The following is a 26336-nucleotide window of genomic DNA, read 5'->3' on the forward strand; positions in this document are numbered from 1 at the left end:
TCGCGGTGCGCAGTTACGCATATCATTTCCAGCGTAGCGCAAAATGCTTTACGATTGCGTTCGCGTTTTGAGGCGGGCAGATGAAGCTGAACAGCACCGTATTCGCTTTGCCTGCACCGTTGTAGCGGCGACCTTGACGATTGGGTCTACGGTCTGGAGCGCCGCGGCCGCACCTCCCGCTGCATCAACGAGCAGCACGTCAAGAGAGCCTAGCGCTTGCCACACACGAACCGCGCACCGGGCGGTTCCTCTACGCAGTCAATCAGGCGGCGGCGATACGGGGTTCCATATCGGTCTACGACATGGGTACCGAACATCGTCTAGTTAAGACCATCGAGACCGTTCGTGACGTGGACGACGTGAAGGGGGTCGCCGCTAGCTAGTTTCTGTCGCGAAACGCCCGGATTAAATGGTGGCGATCCAGGTTATCTCGATGGATTGGGCACAAAATGCCAATGGAGGCCAGCATCGGCGAGCCCCGGACGGGTCGATTTTCGAGCTTGGGCTCGGTGTTGGTTGGCAAACGTTCAGCTCGAGAACGTTGAGCCGCGGCCGTTCTGATCTGTCGGGAAGCTTGCGTATCGTCAAGCAGCTCTTCGTCGGCGAGGCGACCGCGTCGTCAGTAGCGCCGCGATTCTCATGAGGTTGTTGGCGAGCACAGCGGCGCCGACCCACAATTCGAAGCGGTCGTGTCCTTCGGCGAGACAGCGCTTCATGCCCCGGCCTCGGAACAGCACCGAGATGCGTCCTTCGATGCCGGCGCGAAAGCGCTGACCATCCTTGAAGACCGCGCTCTTCTCGTAGGCTTCGCGTCGTCCCGTCCTCTTGCCGCCACGCTGCGGAATGCACACCACCTTGACGCCGGCATGCTTGCACGAGGCAAGGTTCTGCTCGCTGAAGAAGCCGCGATCCGAGCCATACAGCTGCGGGGCGCGGCCAAAGGCTTGCCTGTGGCGCTGGAGAGAAGATGCCACGTGAACTTCGTCGGGCGGATTGCCTTTCAGCACCTCATATTGCGTGATCAGGCCGGCTGCGCTTTCGGCGAGGAAGACTTTGTGGCCGAACTCGACCGGCGTGCGCACCTTGCCGCGCTTAATCAGGTCGGTATGAGGCTCGAAGATGGAATAGATCTTCTCGTCGGTAGCGAGCTGCTCGCCAAAGAGCACGCGACGGCGTGCCTGATCGATGACACGATCTCCCAGGTGGCAAAAGTGCTCGATCTGCCCGCGCAGGTCCTCGATGGCCATGTCGGTGAACACGTCCTTGCCGCGGATCGTGCGGGTTCTCTCGAGCCCCGCGCGGGCGTTTCCTACGACCTCCTCGGCGATGTCGATGAGCATCCGGTATGTGCGGGCCTGCTGCTCGTGACGCTGCCTCGTCGTCATGCGCTGGATCTCGTACATCCGCCGCCGCGCGGCGCGCGGGCGGTCGCAAAAGCCTTTGATTCTTCGCAATTCCAGCGCTTTGGCCAGACGGCGGACCAGGCGTGTGACGACGCGGACCACATCCCATAGCAACGTGTTGTCGGTTGGATGATGAATGTCGGTCTGCACCACCGTCGTGTCGACCCGCAACTTAGCGCCGTCCTCCAATCCGAGCTCGACCGCTGCCCGAACCACCAAATCGTTGACCGCTCTCAGCGTTTGTGGGGTCAGACGGATGAAGCCACGCTGAAAGGCGTCATGCTTCGGCACCGGCGCGCAGTAGAAGTCGGTGAACTGACGAAGCGTCAATCCATCTGCGATGCGTTCACGCAACTCGCGATAGTCCCAGTTCTTGAGCCGCATCAGAACCAGCGAGCGCAGAACCTGCGTCGCCGTCAATCCGTGACGACCGCTATCGGGCTGCTTCAGGCCACGCACCAAGTCCCGCCGGACGCGCTCGATGACGTCCCGCTGGTCGTCGAGAAAGCCGGATATCGCCTCCAGCGGCGGCTCCAGGCGAATGCCCTGATCGCGTTGCCGCATCAGCTCCCAATCGGCAAAGCTGATCTGTCGCGCCGTCGCTCTCACATCGCTCGGCTCTTCTTGCTTTTGGATGCTTCGGCGCGTTCTCGCTTCAGCGCTTTGATGTATCGCGGTGCCGCCTGGTGCAGCAGATCCTGCAGAGCGCGCCCGTTGTCCAGGCTGCGCTGAACCTCCGGCACAAGCTCTTCCGGCACGTAGACGGCAACGCGACGCCCGTTCGCGCGACCGTAGAGCACAAAACTTTGATGCTGTTCGCCAGACCGGCACGCCGGGCAATTCTTGCGGATGCACCGGCTACGACGAAGGCTCAGCGAACCCAGAAGCGCAGGCCAGAGACTCGTCGATTCGCTTCGCAGCCAGCGCGCAACATCCGAAGGCGATTCCGAATCGACATGCGTCATATAAAGAATGTGATACTATGCACATGTACCGTGCAAGAAAAACGTGCGCGAAAATCGCGCGATACCCCATATTTTAAAGGGTGAAATGCGTTTCGCGACAGAAACTAGCTAGCGCGGCGACCGGCCGGCTCTACGTGGCCTACCGCACCCGCTCAGGAATCGGGATGATCTATTGCCTTAATCTCTACGATGACGTGGTGCTCTGGAATCGCGCCATCGATCCCGATGTCGATCGGCTGGCGGTTCATCCGGGCGGGCAGCTCTTGTACGTTCCGACCTGGGAAGGCCGCTCGGCCGACTTTCTCAACGTTGTCGATGCCAGCACGGGCGATGTCATCCGCAAGGTGCATTTCTCTAGTCGATTGCACGATACCCTGTTCCCGCTGTCTGGGCCGCTCTTTCAGGAGACCAAGGCCGATGACGGAAGCGGGAAATACCTCTATTTGATCGATCCGCAGAGCTACACGGTCTCCCGCGTCGGCCCTTACGCTGGCATTCTCGGGCCCTACGCGGTCGATGGCATGAGCCGCTACGTGGTGAACAACGTGACCGGCCTGTGGGGGATGCAGGTTGCGGAGCTCAAGAGCGGCCGCATCGTCACCGCCAGCCTTGCGGAGCATCCAGCCGGCGAAGCTGGGCTGCTGCACGGGATTGGATGGACACCCGACGAGCGCGAGGTGTGGCAGAGTAGCAGTGCGGACGATCCGCACATCTATGTGTGGAGCATGCGCGATCCGATGGCCCCGGTATTGACCGAGCGGGTCAGGATGAAAAGTCGCCACGGGGCGCATTGGGTGACCTTCGACATCGAAGGCGACTACGCCTATGTCGCGCCCAACAAGAATAGCGATGACGCCACCGAAATATTCGACGCTCACACCCACAAGTCCGTGGGCCTGATCGGCTCGTCGGAGGACATGATCGAGATCGATTTTGGCCACGGCAAGGTCAGCCGCGTCGGCGATCAATTTGGCATCGGACGGGTCGTCCGCGCCTCGACGAACTGATCGATACAGGATATCGCCCAGCGATCATCTCGATAGCACCCAGCCAAAATGTCGTCATAGCCGGAAACAAAGCGCACCCGCACGAGCCTCACTTCCGCAGATGGGTCATCAGGGTCTATCCAGCCTCTTCTGCGCCACGTCCGGTCCACCTGTGCCGGCATGTGGACGAAACGCTAAATCCCGCCGCTGTGGGCCCCAATAGGCGACATTGGCTCGCCTATTTCCTCCGGCGACCGGGCGCTGATGAATCCGATCACCAGCATTGCCAGCTGCTGCGCGCGCGCCGAGAGCGGCCACGCTGCCGCCGCACCGCCGAGTAGGGTGATGAACTAGCGTCGATGTGGTTGAACGAACGGCATCCGACCCTCAACGCAACCAGTCATCGAGCCGCAGCGAGATTAAGGCTGGCGAGCTGTTGCACGAGCCTTCGCGCTTATTCGTCTTCGTCGGGTTCTCTGACGACTGGCGGCTGGCGCTCGTCGTCCGGTTCGGTGTCGTTGTCTTCGTCCTCGTCATCATCATCATCGTCATCGTTGGGGTCTCGCGGCGGCATCGTGCTGCCCATGATGGTGACGAGTCCCCATTCGGCCGCGGAAACGTTCTCAGGGATGCGCTGGGTCATGGTCGGCTCCTTGCTGGAGGTTGCGACATTCATGCGCGTGTTATCGCGCGGGGCCAAGGTCCCGCAAAAGGGCGCCGACGCGATAAGGCGGCGCGGCGGGGGCCGCCGGGCGGATGGAAAGCTACTGATGTGCGCACATTCTTCTTTGGCCGCCTCGTGCTAATTGCAGACGGATGTGCCCGCGTTCCTCCCAGGCACCATGCAGGTCAGGTTGGTCACACTCGGAATAGCTCGCGCTGAGCACAACGAGTCCGCTTTACTTCGAGCCGCCGACATAAGGGCACGCTTCGAGGTAGTCTGCGTCGGGCCAAACCCGGCACGCGCGGCTGCGTCCTTAGACGACGATGTCAGCCCTTGTGCTCTCGACGATAGCCACGACCTCGGCCCGCTCGGTCGGAGGGACTGCGAACCTGTCGACCGTCGGCGCCACGTCGTCCATGAAAGCGTCCCGCTCGCCCTTCTCCGGATGTAGGGAGCTCTTTTGCGCTCGGTACTGCTCGATCAAGAGAGCGACGCCGTCTAATGTGAGCTGGTCGGTGATGCGCATGGACAGGCTTTGAGATGTGCGATCTTCGCGTCAAACTCAGCGCACTTCTCGCACATAGCGAAAACTCTCATTTGGAAGCGGTCCTTACCACTTCTCCTCTTGACGGAAGGGCTCGTAAGTCTTGCGGCCTATAAAAGCGTCGGGGATCGGCCGTCTTCGCAGAGTTTGGCTTTTCAGGATTACATCCATAGCCGTTCGATGGCCTTAAGGCTTTCAAGAACGGGGTCGTCCGGGCGAAACACGTCGCGCAGATTGTCCATGACCGTCTCGCAGGCGCGCGCCCTAAGCTCAGAGAGCTAATTAACATAAGCCAATTCGGTTCCGTTTCCCTTCATGTCCGCGCGGAAAAGGAGCCGCATCGCTAGACGGGCGTCCGTCTCGCCTGCCGCCGGACGGTGAATGTTCCCGCGATTAGGAACGGAACCACCTTTAAAGCCGTTAGAAGCTGTCATTCGAACGCGCCCTGGTCGGGTTGCTGCGCCCCCTAAGCCAAGCAGCACATGCGGGACCATATCCAGCAAACCGAAACTTTCGATAAACGCCTTGGAGAACGCGCTTATTGAAAGAAGCGCGAGGCACTCTGCCTGGTTGAGCGTGAGAGGCTCATCCGCCGAGCGCGGCAGGCTGAAACAGCGCTCCAAATAGCGGAATGGCTAAACTCGCGTGGGCGTCAGCCGCCAAAATAGTCAGCGCAGGTATAGCAACGATCCATCGGGTTGCCCTCGCGCTTCGCGCGATGTCAGCCTGCATTCACCGGGGCATTTTCGTCGAGTTCAAGATAGCTTTGATGCAGGCTAACCGGACACTTCATTCCATCGAATAATACACGGACCGTCAGCTTGCTCGCCTTGCCAGCGCCAACTACCCGTCCGGTCTTCGAGGGCGCCCTTCTTATGCGACGGGCGCCGAGTTCGCTAAGACGTACCTGATCGCCGATCCGGAGAATTGGTGCGTTCGTTCGCGATGGTCCGTGCCTCGCACAAAGGCTTCAATCCGAAAGCGAATAGCTTAAACGATTCGTGAGCTTCAGGGCTTCCAGCCCTTCGTAAATGGCACCGCGTGCCCGATCCTGTCATGCTGTTTCGGCACGACGTTCACAGATCCAGCCGCGCCGCAAACTTTGCATACCAGGGTCGGCGCCTCAGATCAGGCGGACAGCCGTTCAGGGCCTTTGGGGTGGACTCGCTACTTCTCTGACGTCGCCGGGTTTCATGCGTAAGTCTGCCACGTCCTTTGAACTCAGCTTGTTCTTTAACAGGCTGGCCGTCCAACCCTCGGGGATAACGTCAAGAACGCGGGCTACGGCCTTGTTGCGCGGCGTAGCCGCCAGCCAAACTCTCCGCTCGCCATCATCGGTGGTCACACGAACAAGCTGGATTTCCGAAGCATAGGTCTGGTCCATGACTGTGTATATGCAGATGGGAGTGATAAGTTTTCTTTTACCGTTGTTTTTGCGTGGGCGTGGCGAGGTTTGGCAGCGCGCCGCTTGGCCGCTTGCGCTGATCGATGGGCTTCTTTACGGGCGCGGCGATTAGTCCTTCCCGGATCGCTTGGTTGCGGGCGAGCTTGCGGGCACGGCGGATCGCTTCGCTCTTTTCCCTTGCCGCTTTTTCTGACGGTTTCTCATAGAAGCTTGCGCGTCGCATCTCTCTGAAAACGCCTTCGCGCTGCATCTTTCCTTTTAGGATGCGAAGCGCTTGATCGACATTATTGTCGCGAACGAAGACTTGCATGAAGCGCAACTCCTTGTCTGTTGCATCGACTTGTCGCCTGCAGGCGAATCGTTGTCTCACCTAAACCGTTTCGGCCGTCTGGCTTTCGCTGCGGGCGTCCCTGCCCGAATTTCAGTTCGGTTTGAGTCGGTCTCTTTCGCCAGTCTTAATGCCCTGAGGCGTTCCATTTTTTACGCACGGCGATGGCGTTGTTTTCGGCTTCTTGCATGGCCTTCGCCCCGTCCTCTTTCAGTAGACGGAGCCGGTTCGCTTTTGCGATCCCATCTGAAGATCGATCATCTGGAGCTGTCATCAGACCCGCAGATTCTCTGCGCTGCTCTTCCCGCGCTTTGTATCGACTTTGACTTCGTAGGAAACTTTTTGCCCCTCAGCCAAGCCGGATAACCCTGCGCGCTCGACTGCGCTGATATGAACGAAGACGTCGTTGCCGCCATCATCTGGAGCGATAAATCCGAAGCCTTTCTGGTCATTGAACCATTTTACGGTACCTGTCGGCATTAGATCATTTCCTCTAATCTGTTTCATGGGGGACTTAGTAATAGTCGCGAGCCTTCGGGTGCCGTACCAAAGTTCAACGTTGCACCCGCCAGCGAGGTCGCCGGCTCAACCAAGGCTGCGCTGGCTTCCTTGCAGAAGATGTCGTGGCGGGAAACAATTCTGTCGTCGGCGCCTAACGTATAGGTGTGAAATTCCATCATGGTCGTGCTTTCTGCGACAGGCGAAAGCACACTTGGTCTCTCAGCCACCGACGCCCGAGGCTCTTAGCCGGTGATGGATTGAGGGTACGCCAATCTGAGACCAAAGCGAAGCGAGTTTCTGGCGATAAACTCGCTCCGCGCAACACAGCCACGCCGTCGATAGCTGGGGTGCCGAGGAAAAGCCGTTTCAGCTTGGTAACAAGCATCTGTTCATGGTGATTACCTCGGCGGGCCATTATCTCTCGGGTGCGATCGAAGCATTGAAGGAAAAGGATCCGCATGCCAAGATAGCCATGGTCTATTCCGCTGATCCATTCTCGAAGAGCGTGCTCGCTGCGGCAAAGGAGCAGGCCGAGCTCGAAGTCGTCATGGACGAGTCGTATGCTCCCTCGACGACCGATTTCGGACCGGTCGTCAATAAGATCATTTCATCCAACGCTGATACCTTCATGGGCGGCGGCCATTATTCGGACGGCGCCACGCTGGCACGCCAGATGTACGACCAGAAAGCCAATCTGAAGTGGATATCGATCCTTGTGGCACTCGCAGACGACAAATTCGCTGAGCTCGGAGCCGCGGCCCTCGGCGTGACGGTGCCATCGCAATGGAGCTTCAGGTCAACTACAAGCCGCAATTCGCGCCTTCCTACCCACGCCAGGGCCGAGCGCGGGTTGGCCCTGGTTCCGGAAGGGCGGCAGTTGATCAGCACCATGACCGTCGATGAAAATCTCGAGCTTGGCGCCTTTTCAAGGCACGCAACTATGGCGTTCGCCTTCGAGACGTTTTTGCTCTGTTTTCCCGCCTTGGCGAGCGGCGGCGACAGATCGCCGGCACGCTGTCAGGCGGCGAGCAGCAGATGCTGGCCATTGCGCGCGGCCTGATGTCCGATCCGAGCATTCTGATTATCGATGAAATGTTCACTCGGGCCTGGCGCCAGTGCTCACCTATCAGCTCTTCCTCACGCTCAAGAAGTTGAGGCAAGCAGGATTGACCATCCTGTTGGTCGAGCAGAACGTGCACCTTGCCCTGGCCGTCAGCGACTATGCGTATGTTGGTCGCCGAGGGGCGGGTTTTCACTGAAGGGGCGCCCGGTCCGCTCGCAGCAATGCCGGAAATCCGGCGTGCGTATCTCGGCTTGTGACATCGCCAGCGGCGTCTCGCCGAAAGTCCAGGTGAGTTGAGTGCAGGGCGGCAAGCGAACAGCCGCGTACCCGGCACTCCACGAGGTCTGCTCGGGAAGCTCTTCTCGCTCCGGTTCGATCCTCACGCCCGAAAAAATGCGTCAGTAGAGCTGCCAAATCATTCAGTTCGCACCAGCACGTTGCTGTCGCCGCAATTGATTGAGCGGGTGGCGGAGGCGCTGTCATTTCTCCGGGGCTGATTTCGCAATGGGTCAATCTCGCCCTTCCGGCGGTATTTGCGATGTGTCCGCTTCACTGGATGGCCTGAGTGTTGCGTCGCCTTCCAGGGGCAGAATGCGGCGTTTGGCGGATGTACGACAGGATAAGCCGGATGTAGCCTGTGCACGTGGGGCCCCAATGTACGAGGAGAACCCCATGAAACCGCTCCTGTACACACGGCGTGCTTTGAACGCGGGGGCCGTTGCCCTGGCCGCGGTCGCCGCGTTTGGTAGATGCACCGCAGCATTAGCCGCCCAAAAGGTGGTCAAGATCGGCATTACCGTGCCCCTCACGGGTGCCGACGCGGAGGACGCTGCCCTGATCAAGAATGGGGCAATGATGGCGTTCGACGAGGCCAATGCCGATGGCGGAGTTGCGGGTTATAAGATTGTCCCGGTTATCTACGACAACGGTACGGCTACCGCCGGACAGTATGATCCCGCGCAGGCCGCCACCAATACGAAGAAGCTGATCGCCGACCCGCAGGTCGTCGCCAATGTCGGACCGCAAATGAGCGGCAGCGGCAAAGCGATGTCGCCGATCCTCAGCGAAGCGCAGATGGCGACGATAACGCCATCCTCGACCAACCCCGATATTACCGATCCGAAAATGGCCGGCCAATTCAGGCCCAAGCAAAAGGCCGTCTATTTCCGAACCGTGACGACGGACGCCTACCAGGGTCCGAATATGGCCAACTTCTATAAAGAAAAACTCCATGTGAAGACGGTATTCATCCTCGACGACTCCGGTGCTTACGGCGTCGGGCTCGCTAATGCGTTCGAAAATCAGGCGAAGAAGATCGGTATCGAGGTTCTCGGTCACGACCAACTCGATCCCAAGGAAGCCGACTACACAACCGCCTTGACCAAGATTAAGGCCGTCAATCCCAACGCCATCTATTATGGCGGTGTGGCGCAAGCCGGCGTCAAGGTCGCCAAGCAGGCCTATGAGACCCTTCCGAAGATGATCAAGGGAGGCGGTGACGGCGTGGCCGGCGGTAGTTTCCTCAAGGGCGGCAGCTTCCCTGCGATTGAAGGCTGGTATGCGACAAACGCCGGCCCGCACCTGACGGAAAGCCCGGTCGCGGCCAATTTCGTGAAGGCCTTCCAGGAGAAGTATCACGGCACCCCGGACGACTATTCGATAACCGCCTATGATGCCGCGAAGGTCATTCTCGCTGCCGTCGCGGAAGTAGCAAAAAGCGGCAAGGAAATGAGCCGCGCCCATATCCGCGACGCGATTCAGGCGTCGCACGTCAACACGCTGCAGGGAGTCGTTGCTTTCGACCAGAATGGCGACATTCTCGACCGCACGGTCAGTGTCTTCCAGTACCGCCACGATGACAAATACCCTGCGGACGACATCACGCACCAGTTGAAGTATCTCGAAGCAGCGCCGCAGTCGTGAACTCTCTGCTCGTGATGCCGTATCGAGAGAACCGGCAATGAGTCATTGGGATGTCCTGCTCCAACAGGTGATCAACGGTGTAAGCCTCGGCGCGATGTATGCGCTGCTCGCGCTAGGCTTCACCATGGTCTACGGCATCATCGAACTGATCAACTTCGCGCATTTCAACGTCTTCATGGTAGGCTCGTTTCTGGCCATGTGGGCGCTGGAGGCGATGGGCGTTTACGGTCAGGCGCACGTTCTCCACGGACTGCCGTTGGCCGGCATCCTTGTCGCTGCGTTCATCATAGCCATGCTGGGGGCGGGCATTCTCGGCGTCGCAATCGAACGGTTCGCGTTACGGCCTCTGCGCGGTGTACCGGGCACCGCGCCGATGATCACCACGATCGGCATGTCCTACATCTTGTACAACATCATTCTGCTGTCAGCCGGCGCCGACTCGAAGAACTACTCCAACCCGATGCCTAATACCGCCTGGAGTTTTGGTGGCGTCACCCTGCACCTGCGCGAGGTGCTCCTGTGGGCCATCTCGTTCTTGCTCATGGTGGCGCTCAACTATTTCGTCCGACGGACGAAAATGGGCAAGGCGATGCAGGCGATGGCGCAGGATCAGGAGGCGGCCCGCATGGTCGGCATCGACGTCGACCGCGTGGTGGTCATCACCTTCTTTCTAGGATCTGCTCTCGCCGGCGCGGCGGGGCTGATCTTCGGGCTCTACTACAATTATACGAGCTACCTGATCGGCTACACCACCGGCCTACGGGCCTTTACTGCGGCGGTTCTCGGTGGGATCGGCAACATACCGGGGGCGATGCTCGGAGGGGTGCTGATCGGGCTCATCGAATCGCTGGGCGGCCAGTACATCGCCGTGCGTTGGACCGATGTGATCATCTTTTCGCTTTTGGTGATGGTGCTCGTCTTACGACCGACAGGGCTGCTCGGCCGCGCGGCTCCGACGCAATCTTAAGGGCTAGTTACGTGTCAGAGTCAGAGGCGAAACCCACGCAAGAGGCAGCGCCCCCAGCGGTGGCGCGCTCACACGGCTGGATTGCCGCAATCCGGAATCGCGCGCGCAGCGAGCGGCTCCGTCCGTATCTGCTCGTTATCATCCTCATGGCGGCGCTTGCCTTCCCCTATCTGGATGGCAATGAGGGCGATATCGATGCGGCGGCGAACGCGTTCGCCTTTGTCATGCTGGCGCTCGGGCTCAACATTGTCGTCGGTTTTGCCGGCCTCCTCGATCTCGGTTATGCCGCGTTTTTCGCCATCGGCGCCTACACTTATGGCGCGCTGTCGTCTTATCAGATCCAGCCGCAGTGGGGCAGCTTCTGGGAGCCTTTCCAGTGGCTTGGCCTGGTCGAGCACCTTGAGGTTGGGGGCGGCATTGGCACCGTCCATTTTGACGTATCGTTCTGGCTGATGTTGCCGGTTGCGGCTGTGGTCGCTGCCTTCTTCGGAGTATTGTTCGGCGCGCCGACGCTGAGGCTCAAGGGGGATTATCTGGCCATCGTGACGCTGGGCTTCGGCGAGATCGTGCCGATCGTAGCGCGCAACACGCCCTCGATCACCAATGGCGCGCAAGGCCTCAACGGCGTCACGACGCCGAAGTTCTTCGGCTACGAGTTTGGTGTGATGTCCACGCCTTACTACTACCTCGGGCTTTCCCTGATCGTCCTGCTGATCTTGATCAGCGCACGGCTGAAGCACTCGCGCATCGGCCGAGCCTGGCTTGCCATACGCGAGGACGAAATCGCAGCAGAGGCAATGGGGGTCAACAGTACCAAGCTCAAGCTGCTCGCCTTTGCCATCGGTGCGAGCTTCGCCGGTATGACAGGAACCTTCTATGTGGCCAAACTGCAGACCGCTGCGCCCGAGATGTTCATGTTCCCAGTCTCGGTCATGATTCTGGTCATGATCGTCTTGGGCGGCATCGGCAGCGTTGCCGGCGTGGTGGTCGGCGCGCTCATCCTGCAGTTGCTGCAATCATGGTTCTTGCAGGACCTGACGCAGTGGATACACGCACTCGGTGATTTGACCGGCACGGCCTTTCTGCAAGAGCTCGATCTCGTGCAGTCGATCGAACTGATCTTCGGCATTATTCTCGTGGTGATGATGCTCTATCGCCGGCAGGGGCTCATCCCCGAACGCGCTACAGTGACAGCGCTGACCTATGAGCAGCAGGACGCAATGCCATCGCGAACCTCCGTCGCGATATCTGCCCCCCTTCATCGGCGGACGATTGATCCGGGCAGGCCGCTGCTCGAGATCAAAGGGTTGGCGAAGTCGTTCGGCGGCATCAAGGCCGTCAACCGCGTCGATCTCAATGTCATGCCCGGTTCGATTGTCGCCATGATCGGGCCGAACGGCTCCGGCAAGACGACGTTCTTCAATCTCATCACCGGCCTCATCGAACCCGATGGCGGCGAGGTGCTCCTGGCGGGTGAAAACGTTACCGGATCGAAGCCGCACCGGATTGTCGAGAAGGGTATTGCGCGTACCTTTCAGAACCTGCGCCTCTTCTCGAACATGACGCTGCTGGAGAACGCGCTGGTGGGAGCGCACACGCGCACCTCAACCGGGGCTGTCGGAGCAGTGCTGCGCCTTCCGCGCGTGAAGCGCGAAGAAGCGGCGGCACGCGCGCGTGCGCTCGAAATATTGGGCATTTTCGGCAACCGGTTGATGCCGCGCCTCCAGCACCTCGCCTTATCTCTGTCATACGCCAACCGTCGGCGGCTTGAGATCGCGCGGGCGCTGGTCACGGAGCCTGTGCTTCTTTTGCTCGACGAGCCGACGGCCGGCATGAATCCGACGGAGACGCTGGAACTGGCGGACCAGATCCGGCGTCTGCGCGAGCGAGGCGTGACGATCCTCCTGATCGAGCACAAACTCACTGTGGTCAACGAAATCGCTGACAAGGTAATCGTGCTCGATCACGGCGAGAAGATCGCCGAGGGCACGCCTAGACAAGTTCATTCGAACAAGGAGGTGCTGCGTGCCTATCTTGGACGAACAACAGACGCCGCCGCAGCGACCGCCGCCGCTTCTTGAGTTCAAGGACGTCAACACCTACTACGGCGAACTTCACGTCTTGAAGGGCGTCGATTACCAGGTTGGCGAAGGCGAGATCGTCTGTTTGCTCGGCGGCAATGCTTCCGGAAAATCCACGACCATGAAGACGATTCTCGGGATCGTGATGCCGAAGAGCGGCGCAGTCACCTATGAGGGCGCGCGCATCAACGACCTGCCGACTGCCGAGCGGGTGAAGCGGGGCATTGCGCCGGTGCCCGAGGCGCGGCGGCTGTTTCCCCGCATGACCGTACTTGAAAATCTGGAAATGGGCGCGTTCACGCGCAACGACGCGGCCGCGATCAAGGTCGACAAGGAACGTGTTTTCGCCCTGTTCCCGCGCATTAAGGAGCGTCTCAAGCAACAGGCTGGCACGCTGTCAGGCGGCGAGCAGCAGATGGTGGCCATAGGTCGTGCACTGATGGCGCGGCCGAAGCTCCTGTGCATGGACGAGCCATCCATGGGCCTGTCGCCGGCATTTGTCGAACGGGTGTTCGAAATCATTCAGGCGATCAATCGCCAAGGGACCAGCATCTTCATGGTCGAGCAGAATGCCAATATGGCTCTATCGATCGCCACCTACGGCTACGTGCTGCAGACCGGCCAGGTGGTGCTGCATGGCTCGGCCCAGAGCCTGCGGGGCAATGAAGTGGTCCAGCGGGCCTATCTTGGCGAAATGAAATCGTAGTCAATTTATCTTGGGGCTGCCAGGAGACAAACATGCTCCAGCATGCACCCCGTAAGGGCCCTCTGACCAATGCTTGAAGCTTAGAGCCGCTAGTCGGCAGCTTGCGTCGGGCGCGGGCGTGGTTCGCGAAAGGGTTTCGTTTGCCGCGGGCGCCCCATCAGAACTGGCTGGAATAGTAGCACGGCCGCCATGGCACATGGCAATGCCAGAGCCATCATCTTGCCCATGCTTGACATGCCCGGATAGCTCGATGCCCACATGCTTCCGAACGCGGCCGCATTGGTCATGGCCCTGAATACCACCATGTTCGCCCGCAAACATCGAACGGGTAGCGGCAGCAGCCGATCCGGCGTTCAGGGTCATGCACGAGCTTCTAGTCTAGTCCAGGGGCAGGCAGCAGGGCACCTCGCCACCGGAGACCCCGAGCGGGTTGGAATTGTCCTCTTCGCCACGATGCAGAGCATGGCGACGAATATCCCGAGGCCCTGGCCATCGCGCGCAAAGCGGGATGGCAGTTCGAGATCATGTCGACCTCGTTCTACCTGTCGCGTCGCTCGCTCAGGATAGCCGCTCGCTCGGAGATGCCGCGCTGGCAGGATCGGCTGTTTATCACGCTTGCCTCCGGGGCGAGCGATGCCACCGATTATTTCCGGATCCCGACCGGCCGTGTTGTCGAGATCGGTGCGCAGGTGGCGATCTAAGCTGCCCCAGGTCTGGTTTGGGGTCACGAGCGGCGGTCGGGCTTCGCGCTCGGCGGCTCCGGTCTACCCTTGACAGCCGTGCTGGCGGATGGTCAACCGTTTAGCTTGTACGAAGACGGTCGTTGAGGGCAGCCTGTCACGCCGGGCGGCCGTGACAGGAAGTCACCGGCTCCGGCGTCAAGTCTTACCGACGCGGTAAATGCGCCTCGCAGCCGCCGGTCCTGTGGAAGATCGCGGCGGGTGTATACACCTCGCGTCTACTTTGGCGCACGAGTGGGCCGTCTCGGAAAAGACGGGATTTTGCTCCGCGGACCTCATGGCGTGTCCGCTCGCGATAGGCAAGCAGCAAGACACGGCAATCGGGCTGTAGCCCGCGCCTCACTGGCCCGACGGCGTGCGCAGGCCGTGCCAGGCGTCGCGCACCTGATGATAATGCACCTCGGGCAGATAGTCGGGCGTGTTTAGCCCCAGCGTCTTGACGTCGAGGCGTCCCACCGCGGCGAGCAGGGTGTAGGACGCGATGACGCGGTCGCGGTGCGCACCAATCAGCCGCGCCTTGGCGTTAATCAGGTCCTGCTGCGAGTTCAAGACGTCGAGAGTGGTGCGTTGGCCGCCAGCCGCCTCTTTTTTCACGCCCTCCAACGCTACAGTCGCCGCCCGCACCTCGGACTGCGCGGCGGTCACCGCAATCTTTGCGCCCTCATTGGCCGTCCAGGCGCTGACCGTCGCCGTGCGTGTCTGATTGCGGACCTGATCGAGCACCAGGCGGCTTTGGGCGGCTACTTCCTTGGCTTGGCGGGTCTGCGAAGCCGCCGTGCCTCCATCATAGATCGGGGCGTCGACCTTGGCGACGATCGTGGCTTGATCGGTGCGGAGCGTGCTGAGCGTCGGGTCGTTCTCCACGTTGTGGCTGGCGCTTCCTTGCAGCGTGGCGGTCGGAAGCAGGCTGCTTTCAGCGACGCGGATCTGGGTCGACGCGACGTCGACGTCGAAGCTTGCCGCTGTAACCGCCGGATGTTCCTTGTTGGCCATTGCGATTGCATCCTCGCGCGTGCGCGGCAGATAGCGGTCTACGGGTTCGGCTGCTCTTAACTGCGAGGGCGGACTGCCGATTACTTGGGCATAGGTCGCTTGACTCACGGCGAGATTGACTTCGGCAGCATTGAGATCGGAACGGCCCCGGCTCAGCCGCGCCTCGGCCTGGGCGGTGTCGGTCGGCGTAACGTCGCCGGCGTTCAGTCGCCGTTGGGTGACGTCGAGTGTTTCCTGCAAAAATCGCACATTGTCCCGTTGCGCCTCGACTAGCGCTTGGTTGGCGAGCACGTTGGCATAGGCCGTCGCCGCGTCGAGCAGCACGCCCTGCCCGACATTGCGCAGCGCCTCGCGGCCCGACTGCACCTGCAGCTCGCCCACGCGCACGCTGTTGGCGGTCTTGAAGCCGTTGAACAGGACCTGAGTCACAGTGACCCCGATGGTCCACGGTTTTAGGGTTGCCGACTGGATGGTGTTGTCCGGCAAAAGGTTGCGGACCGCCTGCAGGCCCGCGCTCAGGCTCGCGACGATCTGCGGCCGGTAGCCCGCCAAGGCCTGCGGCACGTTCTCGTCGGTCGCACGCTGGCGGGCCCGCGCGGCATTGAGCTGCGGATTGGTTTGATATGCTTTGGCCAGAGCCTCGACCAGCGATTCGGCCCGACACGGGGTAGCGGTAAAGCCGAGGCACATTGCCATGCCGAGGCGGATGCCCAATCGTGGCATGCTCACTCTAACGTGGCTCAATCTAGCGGCATGTCCCACGATGTAATTCCGTGACTTCGGTAGTGCCCCCCCGCCGACGCCCTGCCTTCCTTTTTAGGGCCGGCACTTGCAACGGCGCGCCGCAAAACTGAATTCGATTCTTGGCTGTTGCGTTCGTCATAGACCAACGCCGCGCACAAATGTTGAATCGGCGCCACCATTCAAGGTTCCAATCTAGAGGGAAGAAATACATCGACGTTCGGCCGGCGCGAATGTGTCTGTCGCTATACGGCTGGAGATGCCGACCGTCGCCGACGTCCGGGGGTGGACCGCAACAGCCCTCAATTGCACTTGAGGCGCGCTTGCTCTTGGAAGGATCTTTCTACGCATAGAACAGAACCGGCTCTGGATTCTTGCTTGCAACTGTCGAATGCGCGATCTCCGCAGCATCATGCACGCGGTGCTCCAAAAGATATCCCGCTGAAAGGAGTTGGCTTCCATGAGCACGACTCGCGCCACCCGCAAAATCGTCACTGTCCTTATGCCCGCGATGATCGTGATCACATCATGTCCGGCCGTCGCCGGCGTGAAGCGGCTCGTGTCGATTCCTCAGCCCCTCTGGGGCGCGTGGGCACCAAACGCGGATGCCTGTAGCAACGCTACAGATGAATCGATCGTCGTCCTGTCAGCCAAGTCCTACAGAAGCTCGCGAACTTCATGCAACATTATCGATCTAAGCGAAACGCCTGGCACAAACGGCCCAGTTTATTCCGCTCGTTCGCGGTGCACCAAGCAAGGACAGACACAACCCACAATATCAAATCTGATTGTTCGCACAGAAGACTCGAATCGGATTTCAATCGGTTCTGATTTCACAACTCTGAAGATGCACCAAAAGTGTTCTGCAAATGAGCCAATCACCGAGCGAACCCGATAAGTGGATGGTAATCACCCAACTGCAAGCCGTTAGGCCGCTGGATATCGGTAGTTCAGGCGGCTCTTTCTCGAATCCAAAGTATCAGGTGAAGAATGCGAAGCCTGCTGTTCCTGACGGTCGTACGTCATCACCCATCACGGGCGCCGTCGCTGTGTACGGCTCGTCGTCCTTGATCTGCACTGGGTCTTTTCGCTTCGCTCAATGGAGCCCGCTCAGGACGCGCCCCGATCACCTAGCATGTGACTTGAGAAACTGTGCAAACGCTTTCAACGTGACGTCTGAGACGTGATTGAGATCCTCAGAACACATCTATTGTTCTCAGCTGCGGCCAGTTTACCAGAGCCGTTCTAAGCCGACTCCAGGGCGCTATGAACTGCTAAAGAAGCGGCATAGGATGGCGATTATCACTTAATCGATCGCGTGGTCGTTGATTGCAATCACATCACCGGTGGAGGCATCACGGGCGGGCCCCGATTTTGGTCTGGAAGTCGCCCAGCAATCCGCGCGGAAGAGACCGCCCGGCCGATTCAGCCCCTCCTCAAATACAATCCAAAGTCGTCACTCGACGCCGGATCGTCGGGAGCCACCCGGCTGCACCTCGTCTCCCGCTCGCAGGGCCCGCAAGCGGGAGAGGGAGCGCACTTCTGTTGCGGCATTCGATGGTTGCACACAGCCGCCCGCTCTGCGCCGTCCGCAGATCACCGCGCCCGGCGCGAGAAGAAGGAGATCAGGACCGGCAGCGTCACCAAAATCACGAGCGGCGCCAGCATCATGCCGGTTACCACCACGATGGCGAGCGGCTTCTGCACCTGCGAGCCGATGCCTTGCGACAGCGCCGCCGGCAACAACCCGACGCCCGCCACCACGCAGGTCATCAGCACCGGCCGCAACTGCAGTTCGCCTGTGCGGATCACCGCGCTCATCCGGTCGTAGCCTTCCTCAATCAGCGTGTTGAACTGCGAGAGGATGATGATGCCGTCCATCACGGCGATGCCGAACAACGCGACGAAACCGATCGCGGCGGAGACGCTGAACGGAATGCCTGATGCCAGCAGCCCGAGCACGCCGCCGAAGATCGCCATCGGGATCACGCTCATGGCGAGCAGAATCTCGACGATCGATCCGAAATTGAACCAGAGCAGGATGGCGATCAGCGCGAGGCTGATCGGCACCACAATCGACAGGCGCTTGATCGCGTCCTGCAGGTTGCCGTATTCCCCCACCCATTCGAGCCGCGAGCCAGGCGGAAGCTGGACCTGGGCAGCGATCTTCTGCTGTGCCTCCTGGATCGCGCCGCCGAGGTCGCGCTCGCGCACCGAGAACTTGATCGGCAGATAGCGCTCCTGCTGCTCGCGGTAGATGAAGGCCGCGCCGGAGACAAGGTTAATGGAGGCGACCTCGCTCAGCGGGATTTGCGTGATGCCGCTCGGCCCGTTGACGCCGATCCTCAAGTTCTGGATCGCCTCCGCGCTCTTGCGATATTCCGGCGCCAGCCGAACGATGATCGGGAAATGCCGGTCGCTGCCGGGCTCGTAGACATCGCCGGCGCTGTCACCGCCGATCGCCACCTTGATAGTGGCGTTGATATCGCCGGGCGCAAGCCCGTAACGCGCAGCTTTGGCGCGGTCGATGTCGATCTGGATGGTGGGCTGCCCGAGCGAGGTGAAAACCGCAAGATCGGTGATGCCCTGCACGGTCGCAAGCACCGATTTGATCTTTTGCGCGGTCTCGGTCAGCGATTTGAGGTCGTTACCGAACAGCTTGATCGAGTTCTCACCCTTCACGCCGGATACCGCTTCGGACACGTTGTCTTGCAGATATTGCGAGAAGTTGAACTCGACGCCCGGAAAGCGGTCGTCCAATTGAGAGAGCAGCTCGGCGGTGAGCTCTTCCTTGTCGTGGGTGCCCGGCCATTCGCTCATCGGCTTCAGCGGCGCGAAGAATTCGGCGTTGAAAAATCCTGTCGCGTCGGTGCCATCGTCAGGGCGGCCGTGCTGCGAGACCACGGCTTCGACCTCGGGACGGCTGCGGATCAATTTCCGCATCTCGTTGACGTAAGTGTTGCCTTCCGCAAGCGAGATGGTCGGCGGCAGGGTCGCGCGAATCCAGAGATTGCCCTCCTCGAGCTTGGGCAAGAATTCCAGTCCCAGCGTACGGCCGAAGACAAATGTCATCGCGAAAAGCCCGATGGCACCGATCATCACCAGATTCCGGTTGCCGACGGCCCAGTTCAGCACGGGCACGTAGAGCCGATGCAGCAATGCCATCAACCGCGTTTCGGTTTCGTGCACGTGAGGCGGCAGGATGATCGCGCTCAACGCCGGCGTCACAGTGAAGGTCGCAAGCAGACCGCCGACCAACGCATAGGCATAGGTTCGCGCCATCGGTCCGAAGATGTTGCCCTCGACGCCGCTCAAGGTGAACAGTGGCAGAAACGCCGCAACGATGATGGTGGCGGCAAAGAAGATTGACCGGGATACGTCGGCGCCCGCACTGAGGATGGCATGGCGTTTCATGTCCATCGTCGTGTCGATCGAAAAATAACCTTCCTCGATCTCCGAGAGGGTCGAGGTTTCCGTCAGCCGCCGGAAGATTGCCTCTACCATGATCACGGTGGCGTCCACGATCAAGCCAAAATCGATGGCGCCGACCGACAGGAGGTTTGCGGACTCGCCGCGCAGCACCAGCACGATGACGGCGAAAAACAGCGCGAACGGGATAGTGGCGCCGACGATCAGCGCGCTTCGGAGATCCCCTAAGAAGATCCATTGCACCAGCACGATCAGGAGGATGCCGATCACCATGTTGTGCAGCACTGTCGAGGTGGTGAGATCGATCAGGTCCTTGCGGTCGTAGATCCGCTCGATATGCACGCCCGGCGGCAGGATGCTGGAGTTGTTGATTTTTGCGACCATCTGCTCGACTCGCGCGATGGTCGGTGTGCTCTGCTCGCCGCGCCGCATCAGCACTATGCCTTGGACGATGTCATCGTCGTCATCGAGGCCGGCGATGCCGAGCCGCGGCTTCTCGCCGACGGTGACGGTCGCGACATCCTTGACTAGCACGGGATTGCCGCCGCTCTGCGAGATCATGGTCTTGGCAAGATCGTCCATGGAGCGGATCAGGCCGACGCCGCGTACCACGGCGGACTGCGACCCGATATTGATGGTGTTGCCGCCGACATTGATGTTGGAATTGCTCACCGCCTGCAGCATCTGCGGCAGCGTCAGCCCGTTGGCGACCAGCTTGTTGAAGTCGACCTGCAGCTCGAAAGTTTTGGTCTTGCCGCCCCAGCCGGTGACGTCAATCACGCCGGGCACCGCGCGAAAACGGCGCTGGAGAATCCAGTCTTGGATCGTCTTGAGGTCGAGTACGCTGTAGTTCGGCGGCCCGACCAGCCGATAGCGGTAGATTTCGCCGATCGGGCTCGTGGGAGAGATCTGCGGCTGCACATTGCCGGGCAGTGGCGCCAGCTGCGCCAGCCGATTCAAGACCTGCTGCAGCGCTTCATCGTAGGTGTAAGCGAAGGAGAACTGCAGCTTGACGTCCGACAAACCGTAGAGCGAGATGGTGCGGATCGTGGTCACGTTCCTTATGCCCGCGACCTGGGTCTCGATCGGAATCGTGATGTAGCGCTCGATCTCTTCCGCCGATAGTCCCGAGCTCTGGGTCACGATGTCGACCATCGGCGGCGTCGGATCCGGATAGGCTTCGATGTTGAGCTGCCTGAACGCGATCAGGCCGCCGATCAATACGGCGACAAACATGCCAACCATCAGGTAGCGGCGGTTGACTGCAAGAGCGACGAGGCGATCCATTCAAATCAAACCTTCTTTGCTACCAGACGTCGCAGAAGATCCAGCAGCCGGGAATCTGGCGCATGAACTCGACGTCAGAAAAGAGGATAAGAATCAGATCGATGGAGCCATGGCTTATCACTTGATCGGCCACGCTGATGTCTTCGCTGCGGGCACAGCGTGTCATCGGAAGTTCCCGCCCACTCATGCGCTTTGCCTTCTACGCGAGAGGCGAATGATTCGCGCACTATGCTTCGACCGACAATGCTCGAATGCGCGGCATCGCCAACATCTTACAAGAGTTTCGCCAGCAGCGCATTGGCCTTTGAGAGGCTTCGGACCGAACAGCTCACGGCCTCGTCGTGCTTACGCACACAGTTCCAGATCGAGATGCCGGCGCTCTAAATCGGCGGTCACACTGCAAACATCTCTTGTTGCCTATCGCGTCGATATCGGCATGTCGGCCCTTGCGCGGCTCTTAGCGCAGAGCGGACCTCCATTGCGGCGCAATATCTGCGTTGGACCAAGGGACCAAACCACTCGCCCGGCAGGACGCCGCGGCAGACGGCTTAGCCTACATCCGGTTGGGAGCGTCTTGTCCAAAGATGAGGGGGCACCGACCTCCCATCAGGTCGCCACTGTGCGCCAGTCGAATTGCCGCGCGCCGATCAGGCGCGCGGCCGAAATTTTGGAACCGGGGCCGCTCGCGCGGCCCCGGCTTAAGCCTCATTCTGCGGCCTGCGAATACTCGTCGCTGTCCTGTACTTCGGTCGAAGCATCATCCCGATCCTGCGGCTTGGCTGTCTTCAGCAACGAGGGCAGCCAGCCAGTTGCTGCCAGCAGCTGTTCGGCGGCTTCTGCCATGTCGATCTTCTTCATATCGACCATCCGCTCGGCAGCCTCGCCGCTCACGCCTTCGCAAACTGCCTCCAGAATGCGGGCCTTGGTGACGCGGCCAAGGTAGCTGCGCACGGTCGGCCGCCAATAACCGGTCATGTCGAGAGAAACGGCTTCCGTCAGCCGTTCGGCTGTTGCCAGCGCTCGCGGCCGCCGCTCCCACGGCAGTTTCACCACATTGACGGTCAATGCGGCACAATGCGCAAACAAGGCCGTGCGGCTATCGTGGTCGAGTTCGACCACGAAAGTCCAAAGGCAAGTAGCGTCCCGGGGCATCTGCCTTGCCCAATTGGCGTGACGATCCGCCCAGGCCTTGCCGGCCGGTGTATCCTCGATGCCGTCCGCATGCCCAGCCAAACCCGTCTTGACCGGCTGGATACCGACGACATGCGCATCGGCACCGAGATAGAAGATTTGCGCCGCGAGCGCATGCGTGACTGCCACGATTGCCGTTTCGGGCTGTTCGCTCAAATTGTCATTCGGCCTGCAATATTGGCTCTGACTCACTTTTGATGCAGTTTGGGGGATGTCTGGCGTTTTGATTGGGGGAGAATCAGCGCCATGCAGCAAGCGCTCCACCGCTCCAGTCTGGTGCCGCGTGGGTTTGTTGTAGAGAGTGCGTGCTACGAGGGTGAGAAGGCCGTCATCACGGTTCGGGCGTCGGGAAGTGTCGGCGTGTGTCCATCGTGCGGGACAGTTTCGCGGCGTATCCATAGCCGATATCGGCGACGCGTGATCGATCTGCCGCTGTCCGGGCGGGTCGTAGAGCTCCTGGTGATCGCCCGCCGCTTCCGCTGCGACGCCGTCCTGTGCGGACGCCAGATCTTCACGGAGCGTTTCGCCGACGGGATATTGGCTCCATCGGCGCGACGCACGGCGCGGCTGGACTCTATCGTCCATCACCTCGGTCTGGCGCTTGGCGGTCGACCGGCAGCGGGCTTCGCAAAACGGCTGATGCTGCCTGTGAGCAAGGACACGCTTCTGCGCGTGGTCCGACGCCGCAGCCGTTCGCCGGCTGACCCTCTCAAGGTTATCGGCATCGATGACTGGGCCTGGCGGCGCAATCACCGATACGCCAGCATCATCTGCAACTTGGAAAGGCGCCGGGTCGTCACCCTGCTGCCGGATCGTGAGCCCGCGACCGCCCAAGCCTGGCTGGCTGCTTATCCCACGATCTCGGTCGTCGCCCGCGATCGTGGCGGGGGATATGGCGAAGCGGCAGCAAAGGCCCTGCCGCACGCGGTGCAGGTCGCCGACCGTTGGCATTTGATGGAGAACGCCAGTCGAGCCTTCCTTGACGCTGTCCGCAAATCGATGCGCCAGATACGCACCGTCATCGGCGCGACCACGATCGATCCCGAGCTGCTAACAGCCGCCGAGCGCCTCCAGTATGAGGGCTATCTGCGCCGCGAAGAGACCAATGCGGCCATCCTGGCTCTGTCGAAGAGCGGCATACCCATCAAGCAGATCGTGCGCCAGACTGGCCATAGCAGGAAGCTGGTACGGCAGGTGATCCGTGGCGAACGGAACGATGTCTTCCGGACCCGGCAAAGTTCGCTGGACTTGCATTTACCATGGCTCGACGATCAGTGGGCGTCCGGCTGTCGCAACGATGAAATAGCAGACTGCGAAGAAGGCGCTGCTGGCGACGAGGCTCCAGATCGCGGCTTCTGTCCCGATCATGAGGTCGATCGCAAGGGTCATGATCGTGAAGACAAAAACGGTAAACTCGCAAGCGAACAGCAGCCGCGGACGCCGCTTAACGACCAAGATGTCGTACTGAGCGGCTACCGCGAGGGTCAGTGCATGTGCGATCGCGATCGGCGCCGTAGGTCTGAATTTGACAGATCACCCCATGGGTTTTGTCGCGAAAATAACAGGAAACGGGAGCAGCAGCAGCTTTAGAGCCTTGGCGGCAAGCAGCTGCGACTTGCATCCCCTCGAACCAATGCTGAAGGTTCGGGATTCCCAAACGGGGCTTTGGGCGGCATTTTACCTTCGACCAACAGCCAGCGCGGAGATCAGATCAGATCCTCTTGCTGAATCTTTCAAGGCATCGGAGATCGTGCCGTTTCGCCTCGCCGTCGCGCGGAAGTTGATGGCGGGATCTGCGCAGTCTCGGAAGCCAGATTTTAGGTCGGTTCACACCTTTGCCCAGCGCATGGGTGGGCCGCACGCTTATATACTGGTTATTAGTGAGCAGGAGGCCGTCGGCCAAGGACGCGTCGGTCAGAATGAAATCGGGAAAATCGTGCTCGAATGGAACATCTCTGATGCCGTTGTTTCCTCGATTAATCGTTCTCTTGATCGCCTTGCGAGCTGGCTGGGTGGATCGCTAACTCGCGCCGATGGCGATCTACGCACACGGCTCTGGTCTGCAGCGCATCACAGCGGTGGCTGCCGTATTGCGGACGCCCCGAATCACGGCGTTGTCGATCGCAATTTGCGTGTGCACGGCACTAATAGGATCTATGTGTGCGACGGCTCCGTTCTTCCTTCGACTGGAGCGTCAAATACGGGTCTGACTATCGGCTCACTGGCACTTCGACTGGCCGATCACATCTGTAAGACGGTCGTTCGTGAACCGGTCGGCTCTTCGAGCAGGTTGCCAAAAATTGCGGTCTCCGGAGCAGGCGGGCACGTAGGCCGCATCCTCATGCCTGCGTTGGTCCGCAGCGGATTTGCTCCGCAGCCAATCTCGCTTCGAAAGGAATTGGGCCAGCCGGAGTTAGGAAAATCCACTCTGTTTCTGCATCTTGCAAATGCGCACGGGTCTGTCGAAGAGAATATGAGGCTGCAGAAAAGGACGGCGGAGTTACTTGCTGCTGCAGAGGTTTCACACATCATCGTTTTGCAGAGCTTCGCAACCCTACAGGATCCGTCATCGGTGCCAGACTCTGCGGCTGCGAACTTTGGATTTGAACGCCTAACGTACCGCGATCCATACATTCTTGGTAAGCTCGCTGTGGAGCAGTTTTGGACCAATTGGCAGCGAGAGCGGCCTGATCGCGGAGTAGCTTTCGTCTACGTTCCCACAATCCTTGGGCCGCAATCAGCCTGGACAAGAGAAATCGCCAATTACTGCCAGGGTCGTCCAATCTGGGTTCCGGCCATGCCGCGCTTTTTCTCCCTAACGGACGAGAAATTAGCTGCATCGATCGTTCACCTCTGTGGTTCTCCGGTGCCAAGAGGCATAAGTCGGAGGATGCTGTTTGATCGGAGCGGGTCTCTAGCGGAAGCAGTTGCTTGGGATCGCGGCGCTGACGATGTTGTTGAAATAGCTTTTCCATCAGTAGCGCGGCTTGCCGTTTCGCTTGCAAGGTTTGCGTTATTTAACAAGGTCCTGAACAAGGCTTTGCAGATCACAAACAGATGCTTGCATTCACGATACGCGATATTACCGGTCTCGCCAAAGTATTATGGGATTTTTCAATTGCAGTCGCGGTTTGCGAGCATCTTTAACGAGCCAACGGCTGCCGAATTAAGCGATGCTCACGCTGACCATTTGGTTCCCTAATTATCCAGCAAAGGCCTCCGAAGAACGCGAGGCATTTGCCAAAGTATCATCATGGAGCGCCCGCTAAGAATGGTTGTTTCCCGACGCGCATTGTCGCGCCGCAGGACACGATAAAGCGTTGCTACGCCAACGACCGGCTCGGACTACTTCGTAATTCCGGTGGGGATGGCCTGTCCGCCGGGCACGCAAAGCGTTACTGACTATACTCCGATGCAGGACCGCCGCTGAAGCGGAGTGCGCCCGGATGTGGTTGAACACAGTCGTCCTCTACGCGGGCACTCGCCGACTGGATATCACATGCAGGCCTTTCAAGTGATCGAACGAATAGCGCCGGGACGGTTGCGTCGGAGCGCTCGCGAGCTGGCCGATGCGATGCTCGTGGGCCGACGGTCTCGCCGCCGTATTCCTGTCTCGCCGCAGCTTGTAAATCGTGATTACGAGCGGGGCCGATGGGATTATCTCAGACTGCTATTGGCCGCCCGGTTTTTGTCGAAGGGGAAAATCCATTCTCCTGCCGTAGTTCAAACGGTGGGTTTTGGACTGGAAAACTCGAAAATGCTTTATCCTTCAATAGGGGGTTGACTGACTCCCTCTCCTCTTCCACGGCTATGGAAAAGTTTTAAGACCCCCTCAAAGGGAGCCGGAAACGGGGTTGACCGTTCCTAACAGAGCGGCCGCCCCGTTCAAGTAAGACAGAGATTTCGGGCAAACGAATCCAGTCGTCGACTGTCGTCGTCAATGGCCACATTGGTCAGCTCCTCTTACCCTGATTCGCTGCTGCCATGCAGGAAGCTTGGCACAAGGGCTTTGGGGAGGAGACATCATGAAGCCGGGCGGGGCGATGTTGCCGAGAACGGTCTTAGCCGTCGGCCTCAGCTCCCGCCTTCGGTTTGCACTGATGCGCCGTTGGCGGAAGCACGCAGCGTGATCAACAGTGCTAAGGCCAAAACAGAACGCATCGCATTTGCTCCAGTCGACCGACCGCCGTTCTCACGTGATGCGCGGCCGCGCCGCCGCAATCTGTGGCGGCTTCACGATCGGCAAATTGGCGGCACCATGGGCGCACGTCCGAGAAAATCACCTTCGCCGAGATGCGATCGGCCGGCGTGCGCGGGGTGCTGGTCGATTGCTCCCATTATCGCGGCAGCCACTGGTCGCGTCTCGGCGCCGATCGGGGGTCCGATGACATGCGGCCCTCCGAAATCGAACCCGGATTC

General features: G+C 60.1%; 16 protein-coding genes and 4 pseudogenes. 9 read left to right on the forward strand and 11 right to left on the reverse strand.

The features are described from left to right. Positions 1-584 precede the first annotated feature (584 nt). Both MTX19_RS38965 and MTX19_RS38970 read right to left on the reverse strand, forming a co-directional pair. The gene (locus MTX19_RS38965) at positions 585-1967 is read right to left on the reverse strand and encodes an ISNCY family transposase (protein WP_280981889.1); all 1383 of its coding nucleotides are present in this window, start codon (positions 1965-1967) and stop codon (positions 585-587) included. 41 nt (positions 1968-2008) lie between these two features. After that, positions 2009-2368, reverse strand: a complete 360-nt coding sequence (locus MTX19_RS38970) for a DUF6788 family protein (protein WP_280981890.1) — start codon at positions 2366-2368, stop codon at positions 2009-2011. Between the two features lie 164 nt (positions 2369-2532). On the opposite strand from MTX19_RS38970, the gene MTX19_RS38975 reads away from it, so the two are divergent. Further along, positions 2533-3375, forward strand: coding sequence for a hypothetical protein (locus MTX19_RS38975; protein WP_280981891.1), 843 nt, complete (start codon positions 2533-2535; stop codon positions 3373-3375). A gap of 433 nt (positions 3376-3808) precedes the next feature. Here MTX19_RS38975 and MTX19_RS38980 read toward each other — a convergent pair whose 3' ends face one another. From MTX19_RS38980 to MTX19_RS39000, 5 genes are all read right to left on the reverse strand, one after another. Next, on the reverse strand, positions 3809-3997 hold the full coding sequence (locus MTX19_RS38980; RefSeq protein WP_280981892.1) for a hypothetical protein: 189 nt from the start codon (positions 3995-3997) through the stop codon (positions 3809-3811). 334 nt (positions 3998-4331) lie between these two features. Next, positions 4332-4544: a hypothetical protein gene (locus tag MTX19_RS38985; protein ID WP_280981893.1), complete on the reverse strand. Its 213-nt coding sequence runs from the start codon at positions 4542-4544 to the stop codon at positions 4332-4334. A gap of 1439 nt (positions 4545-5983) precedes the next feature. Continuing rightward, complete coding sequence (rpsU, locus tag MTX19_RS38990; RefSeq protein WP_280981894.1) at positions 5984-6277, reverse strand: 30S ribosomal protein S21; 294 nt, start codon at positions 6275-6277, stop codon at positions 5984-5986. Positions 6278-6568: 291 nt separating this feature from the next. Then, positions 6569-6775, reverse strand: a complete 207-nt coding sequence (locus MTX19_RS38995) for a cold-shock protein (protein ID WP_280981895.1) — start codon at positions 6773-6775, stop codon at positions 6569-6571. Positions 6776-6798: 23 nt separating this feature from the next. Further along, positions 6799-6975 carry a hypothetical protein gene (locus tag MTX19_RS39000; RefSeq protein ID WP_280981896.1) on the reverse strand — a complete coding sequence of 59 codons (177 nt, stop codon included), beginning with the start codon at positions 6973-6975 and terminating at the stop codon, positions 6799-6801. A gap of 203 nt (positions 6976-7178) precedes the next feature. Between MTX19_RS39000 and MTX19_RS39005 the strand changes: the two are divergent. The 6 genes and pseudogenes from MTX19_RS39005 to trkD form a co-directional block, all read left to right on the forward strand. Further along, positions 7179-7856: pseudogene (locus MTX19_RS39005) on the forward strand (ABC transporter substrate-binding protein); the annotation flags it as partial. A gap of 675 nt (positions 7857-8531) precedes the next feature. Beyond that, complete coding sequence (locus MTX19_RS39010) at positions 8532-9782, forward strand: branched-chain amino acid ABC transporter substrate-binding protein (protein WP_280981898.1); 1251 nt, start codon at positions 8532-8534, stop codon at positions 9780-9782. Between the two features lie 37 nt (positions 9783-9819). Beyond that, positions 9820-10749: a branched-chain amino acid ABC transporter permease gene (locus tag MTX19_RS39015; RefSeq protein ID WP_280981899.1), complete on the forward strand. Its 930-nt coding sequence runs from the start codon at positions 9820-9822 to the stop codon at positions 10747-10749. Positions 10750-10808: 59 nt separating this feature from the next. After that, positions 10809-12830 (forward strand): ATP-binding cassette domain-containing protein, encoded by a 2022-nt coding sequence (locus tag MTX19_RS39020; RefSeq protein ID WP_280985779.1) that lies wholly within the window; start codon positions 10809-10811, stop codon positions 12828-12830. Between the two features lie 40 nt (positions 12831-12870). After that, positions 12871-13536: an ABC transporter ATP-binding protein gene (locus tag MTX19_RS39025; protein WP_280981902.1), complete on the forward strand. Its 666-nt coding sequence runs from the start codon at positions 12871-12873 to the stop codon at positions 13534-13536. Positions 13537-14012: 476 nt separating this feature from the next. Then, positions 14013-14237: pseudogene (trkD, locus tag MTX19_RS39030) on the forward strand (potassium transporter Kup); the annotation flags it as partial. Positions 14238-14615: 378 nt separating this feature from the next. Here the strand turns inward: trkD and MTX19_RS39035 are convergent. The 4 genes and pseudogenes from MTX19_RS39035 to MTX19_RS39050 form a co-directional block, all read right to left on the reverse strand. Then, on the reverse strand, positions 14616-15965 hold the full coding sequence (locus tag MTX19_RS39035) for a TolC family outer membrane protein (RefSeq protein WP_280984645.1): 1350 nt from the start codon (positions 15963-15965) through the stop codon (positions 14616-14618). 1641 nt (positions 15966-17606) lie between these two features. Beyond that, on the reverse strand, positions 17607-20726 hold the full coding sequence (locus MTX19_RS39040; protein WP_280981903.1) for a CusA/CzcA family heavy metal efflux RND transporter: 3120 nt from the start codon (positions 20724-20726) through the stop codon (positions 17607-17609). A gap of 19 nt (positions 20727-20745) precedes the next feature. After that, positions 20746-20892 carry a hypothetical protein gene (locus tag MTX19_RS39045; RefSeq protein ID WP_280981904.1) on the reverse strand — a complete coding sequence of 49 codons (147 nt, stop codon included), beginning with the start codon at positions 20890-20892 and terminating at the stop codon, positions 20746-20748. 539 nt (positions 20893-21431) lie between these two features. After that, positions 21432-22076, reverse strand: a pseudogene (locus MTX19_RS39050) (chromosome partitioning protein ParB); the annotation flags it as partial. A gap of 87 nt (positions 22077-22163) precedes the next feature. On the opposite strand from MTX19_RS39050, the pseudogene MTX19_RS39055 reads away from it, so the two are divergent. Further along, a pseudogene (locus MTX19_RS39055) lies at positions 22164-23213 on the forward strand (ISL3 family transposase); the annotation flags it as partial. A 244-nt stretch (positions 23214-23457) separates the two neighbouring features. Then, positions 23458-25119, forward strand: coding sequence for a GMC family oxidoreductase (locus MTX19_RS39060; protein ID WP_280985780.1), 1662 nt, complete (start codon positions 23458-23460; stop codon positions 25117-25119). The last annotated feature ends 1217 nt before the right edge of the window (positions 25120-26336 follow it).

The organism is Bradyrhizobium sp. ISRA464, from assembly GCF_029910095.1.
In the GTDB taxonomy this organism is placed as follows: Bacteria; Pseudomonadota; Alphaproteobacteria; order Rhizobiales; family Xanthobacteraceae; genus Bradyrhizobium.

Excerpts from the sequence above, each read along its gene's own strand:
- MTX19_RS38975 (WP_280981891.1), top strand. The coding sequence starts at position 2,533 with ATGATCTATTGCCTTAATCTCTACGATGACGTGGTGCTCTGGAATCGC.
- MTX19_RS39060 (WP_280985780.1), top strand. The coding sequence starts at position 23,458 with ATGGGTTTTGTCGCGAAAATAACAGGAAACGGGAGCAGCAGCAGCTTT.
- MTX19_RS39035 (WP_280984645.1), bottom strand. The coding sequence starts at position 15,965 with ATGGCAATGTGCCTCGGCTTTACCGCTACCCCGTGTCGGGCCGAATCG.
- MTX19_RS39000 (WP_280981896.1), bottom strand. The coding sequence starts at position 6,975 with ATGATGGAATTTCACACCTATACGTTAGGCGCCGACGACAGAATTGTT.
- MTX19_RS38965 (WP_280981889.1), bottom strand. The coding sequence starts at position 1,967 with ATGCGGCAACGCGATCAGGGCATTCGCCTGGAGCCGCCGCTGGAGGCG.
- MTX19_RS38985 (WP_280981893.1), bottom strand. The coding sequence starts at position 4,544 with ATGCGCATCACCGACCAGCTCACATTAGACGGCGTCGCTCTCTTGATC.
- rpsU (WP_280981894.1), bottom strand. The coding sequence starts at position 6,277 with ATGCAAGTCTTCGTTCGCGACAATAATGTCGATCAAGCGCTTCGCATC.
- MTX19_RS39040 (WP_280981903.1), bottom strand. The coding sequence starts at position 20,726 with ATGGATCGCCTCGTCGCTCTTGCAGTCAACCGCCGCTACCTGATGGTT.
- MTX19_RS38970 (WP_280981890.1), bottom strand. The coding sequence starts at position 2,368 with ATGACGCATGTCGATTCGGAATCGCCTTCGGATGTTGCGCGCTGGCTG.
- MTX19_RS38995 (WP_280981895.1), bottom strand. The coding sequence starts at position 6,775 with ATGCCGACAGGTACCGTAAAATGGTTCAATGACCAGAAAGGCTTCGGA.
- MTX19_RS39045 (WP_280981904.1), bottom strand. The coding sequence starts at position 20,892 with ATGACACGCTGTGCCCGCAGCGAAGACATCAGCGTGGCCGATCAAGTG.
- MTX19_RS39015 (WP_280981899.1), top strand. The coding sequence starts at position 9,820 with ATGAGTCATTGGGATGTCCTGCTCCAACAGGTGATCAACGGTGTAAGC.
- MTX19_RS39010 (WP_280981898.1), top strand. The coding sequence starts at position 8,532 with ATGAAACCGCTCCTGTACACACGGCGTGCTTTGAACGCGGGGGCCGTT.
- MTX19_RS38980 (WP_280981892.1), bottom strand. The coding sequence starts at position 3,997 with ATGACCCAGCGCATCCCTGAGAACGTTTCCGCGGCCGAATGGGGACTC.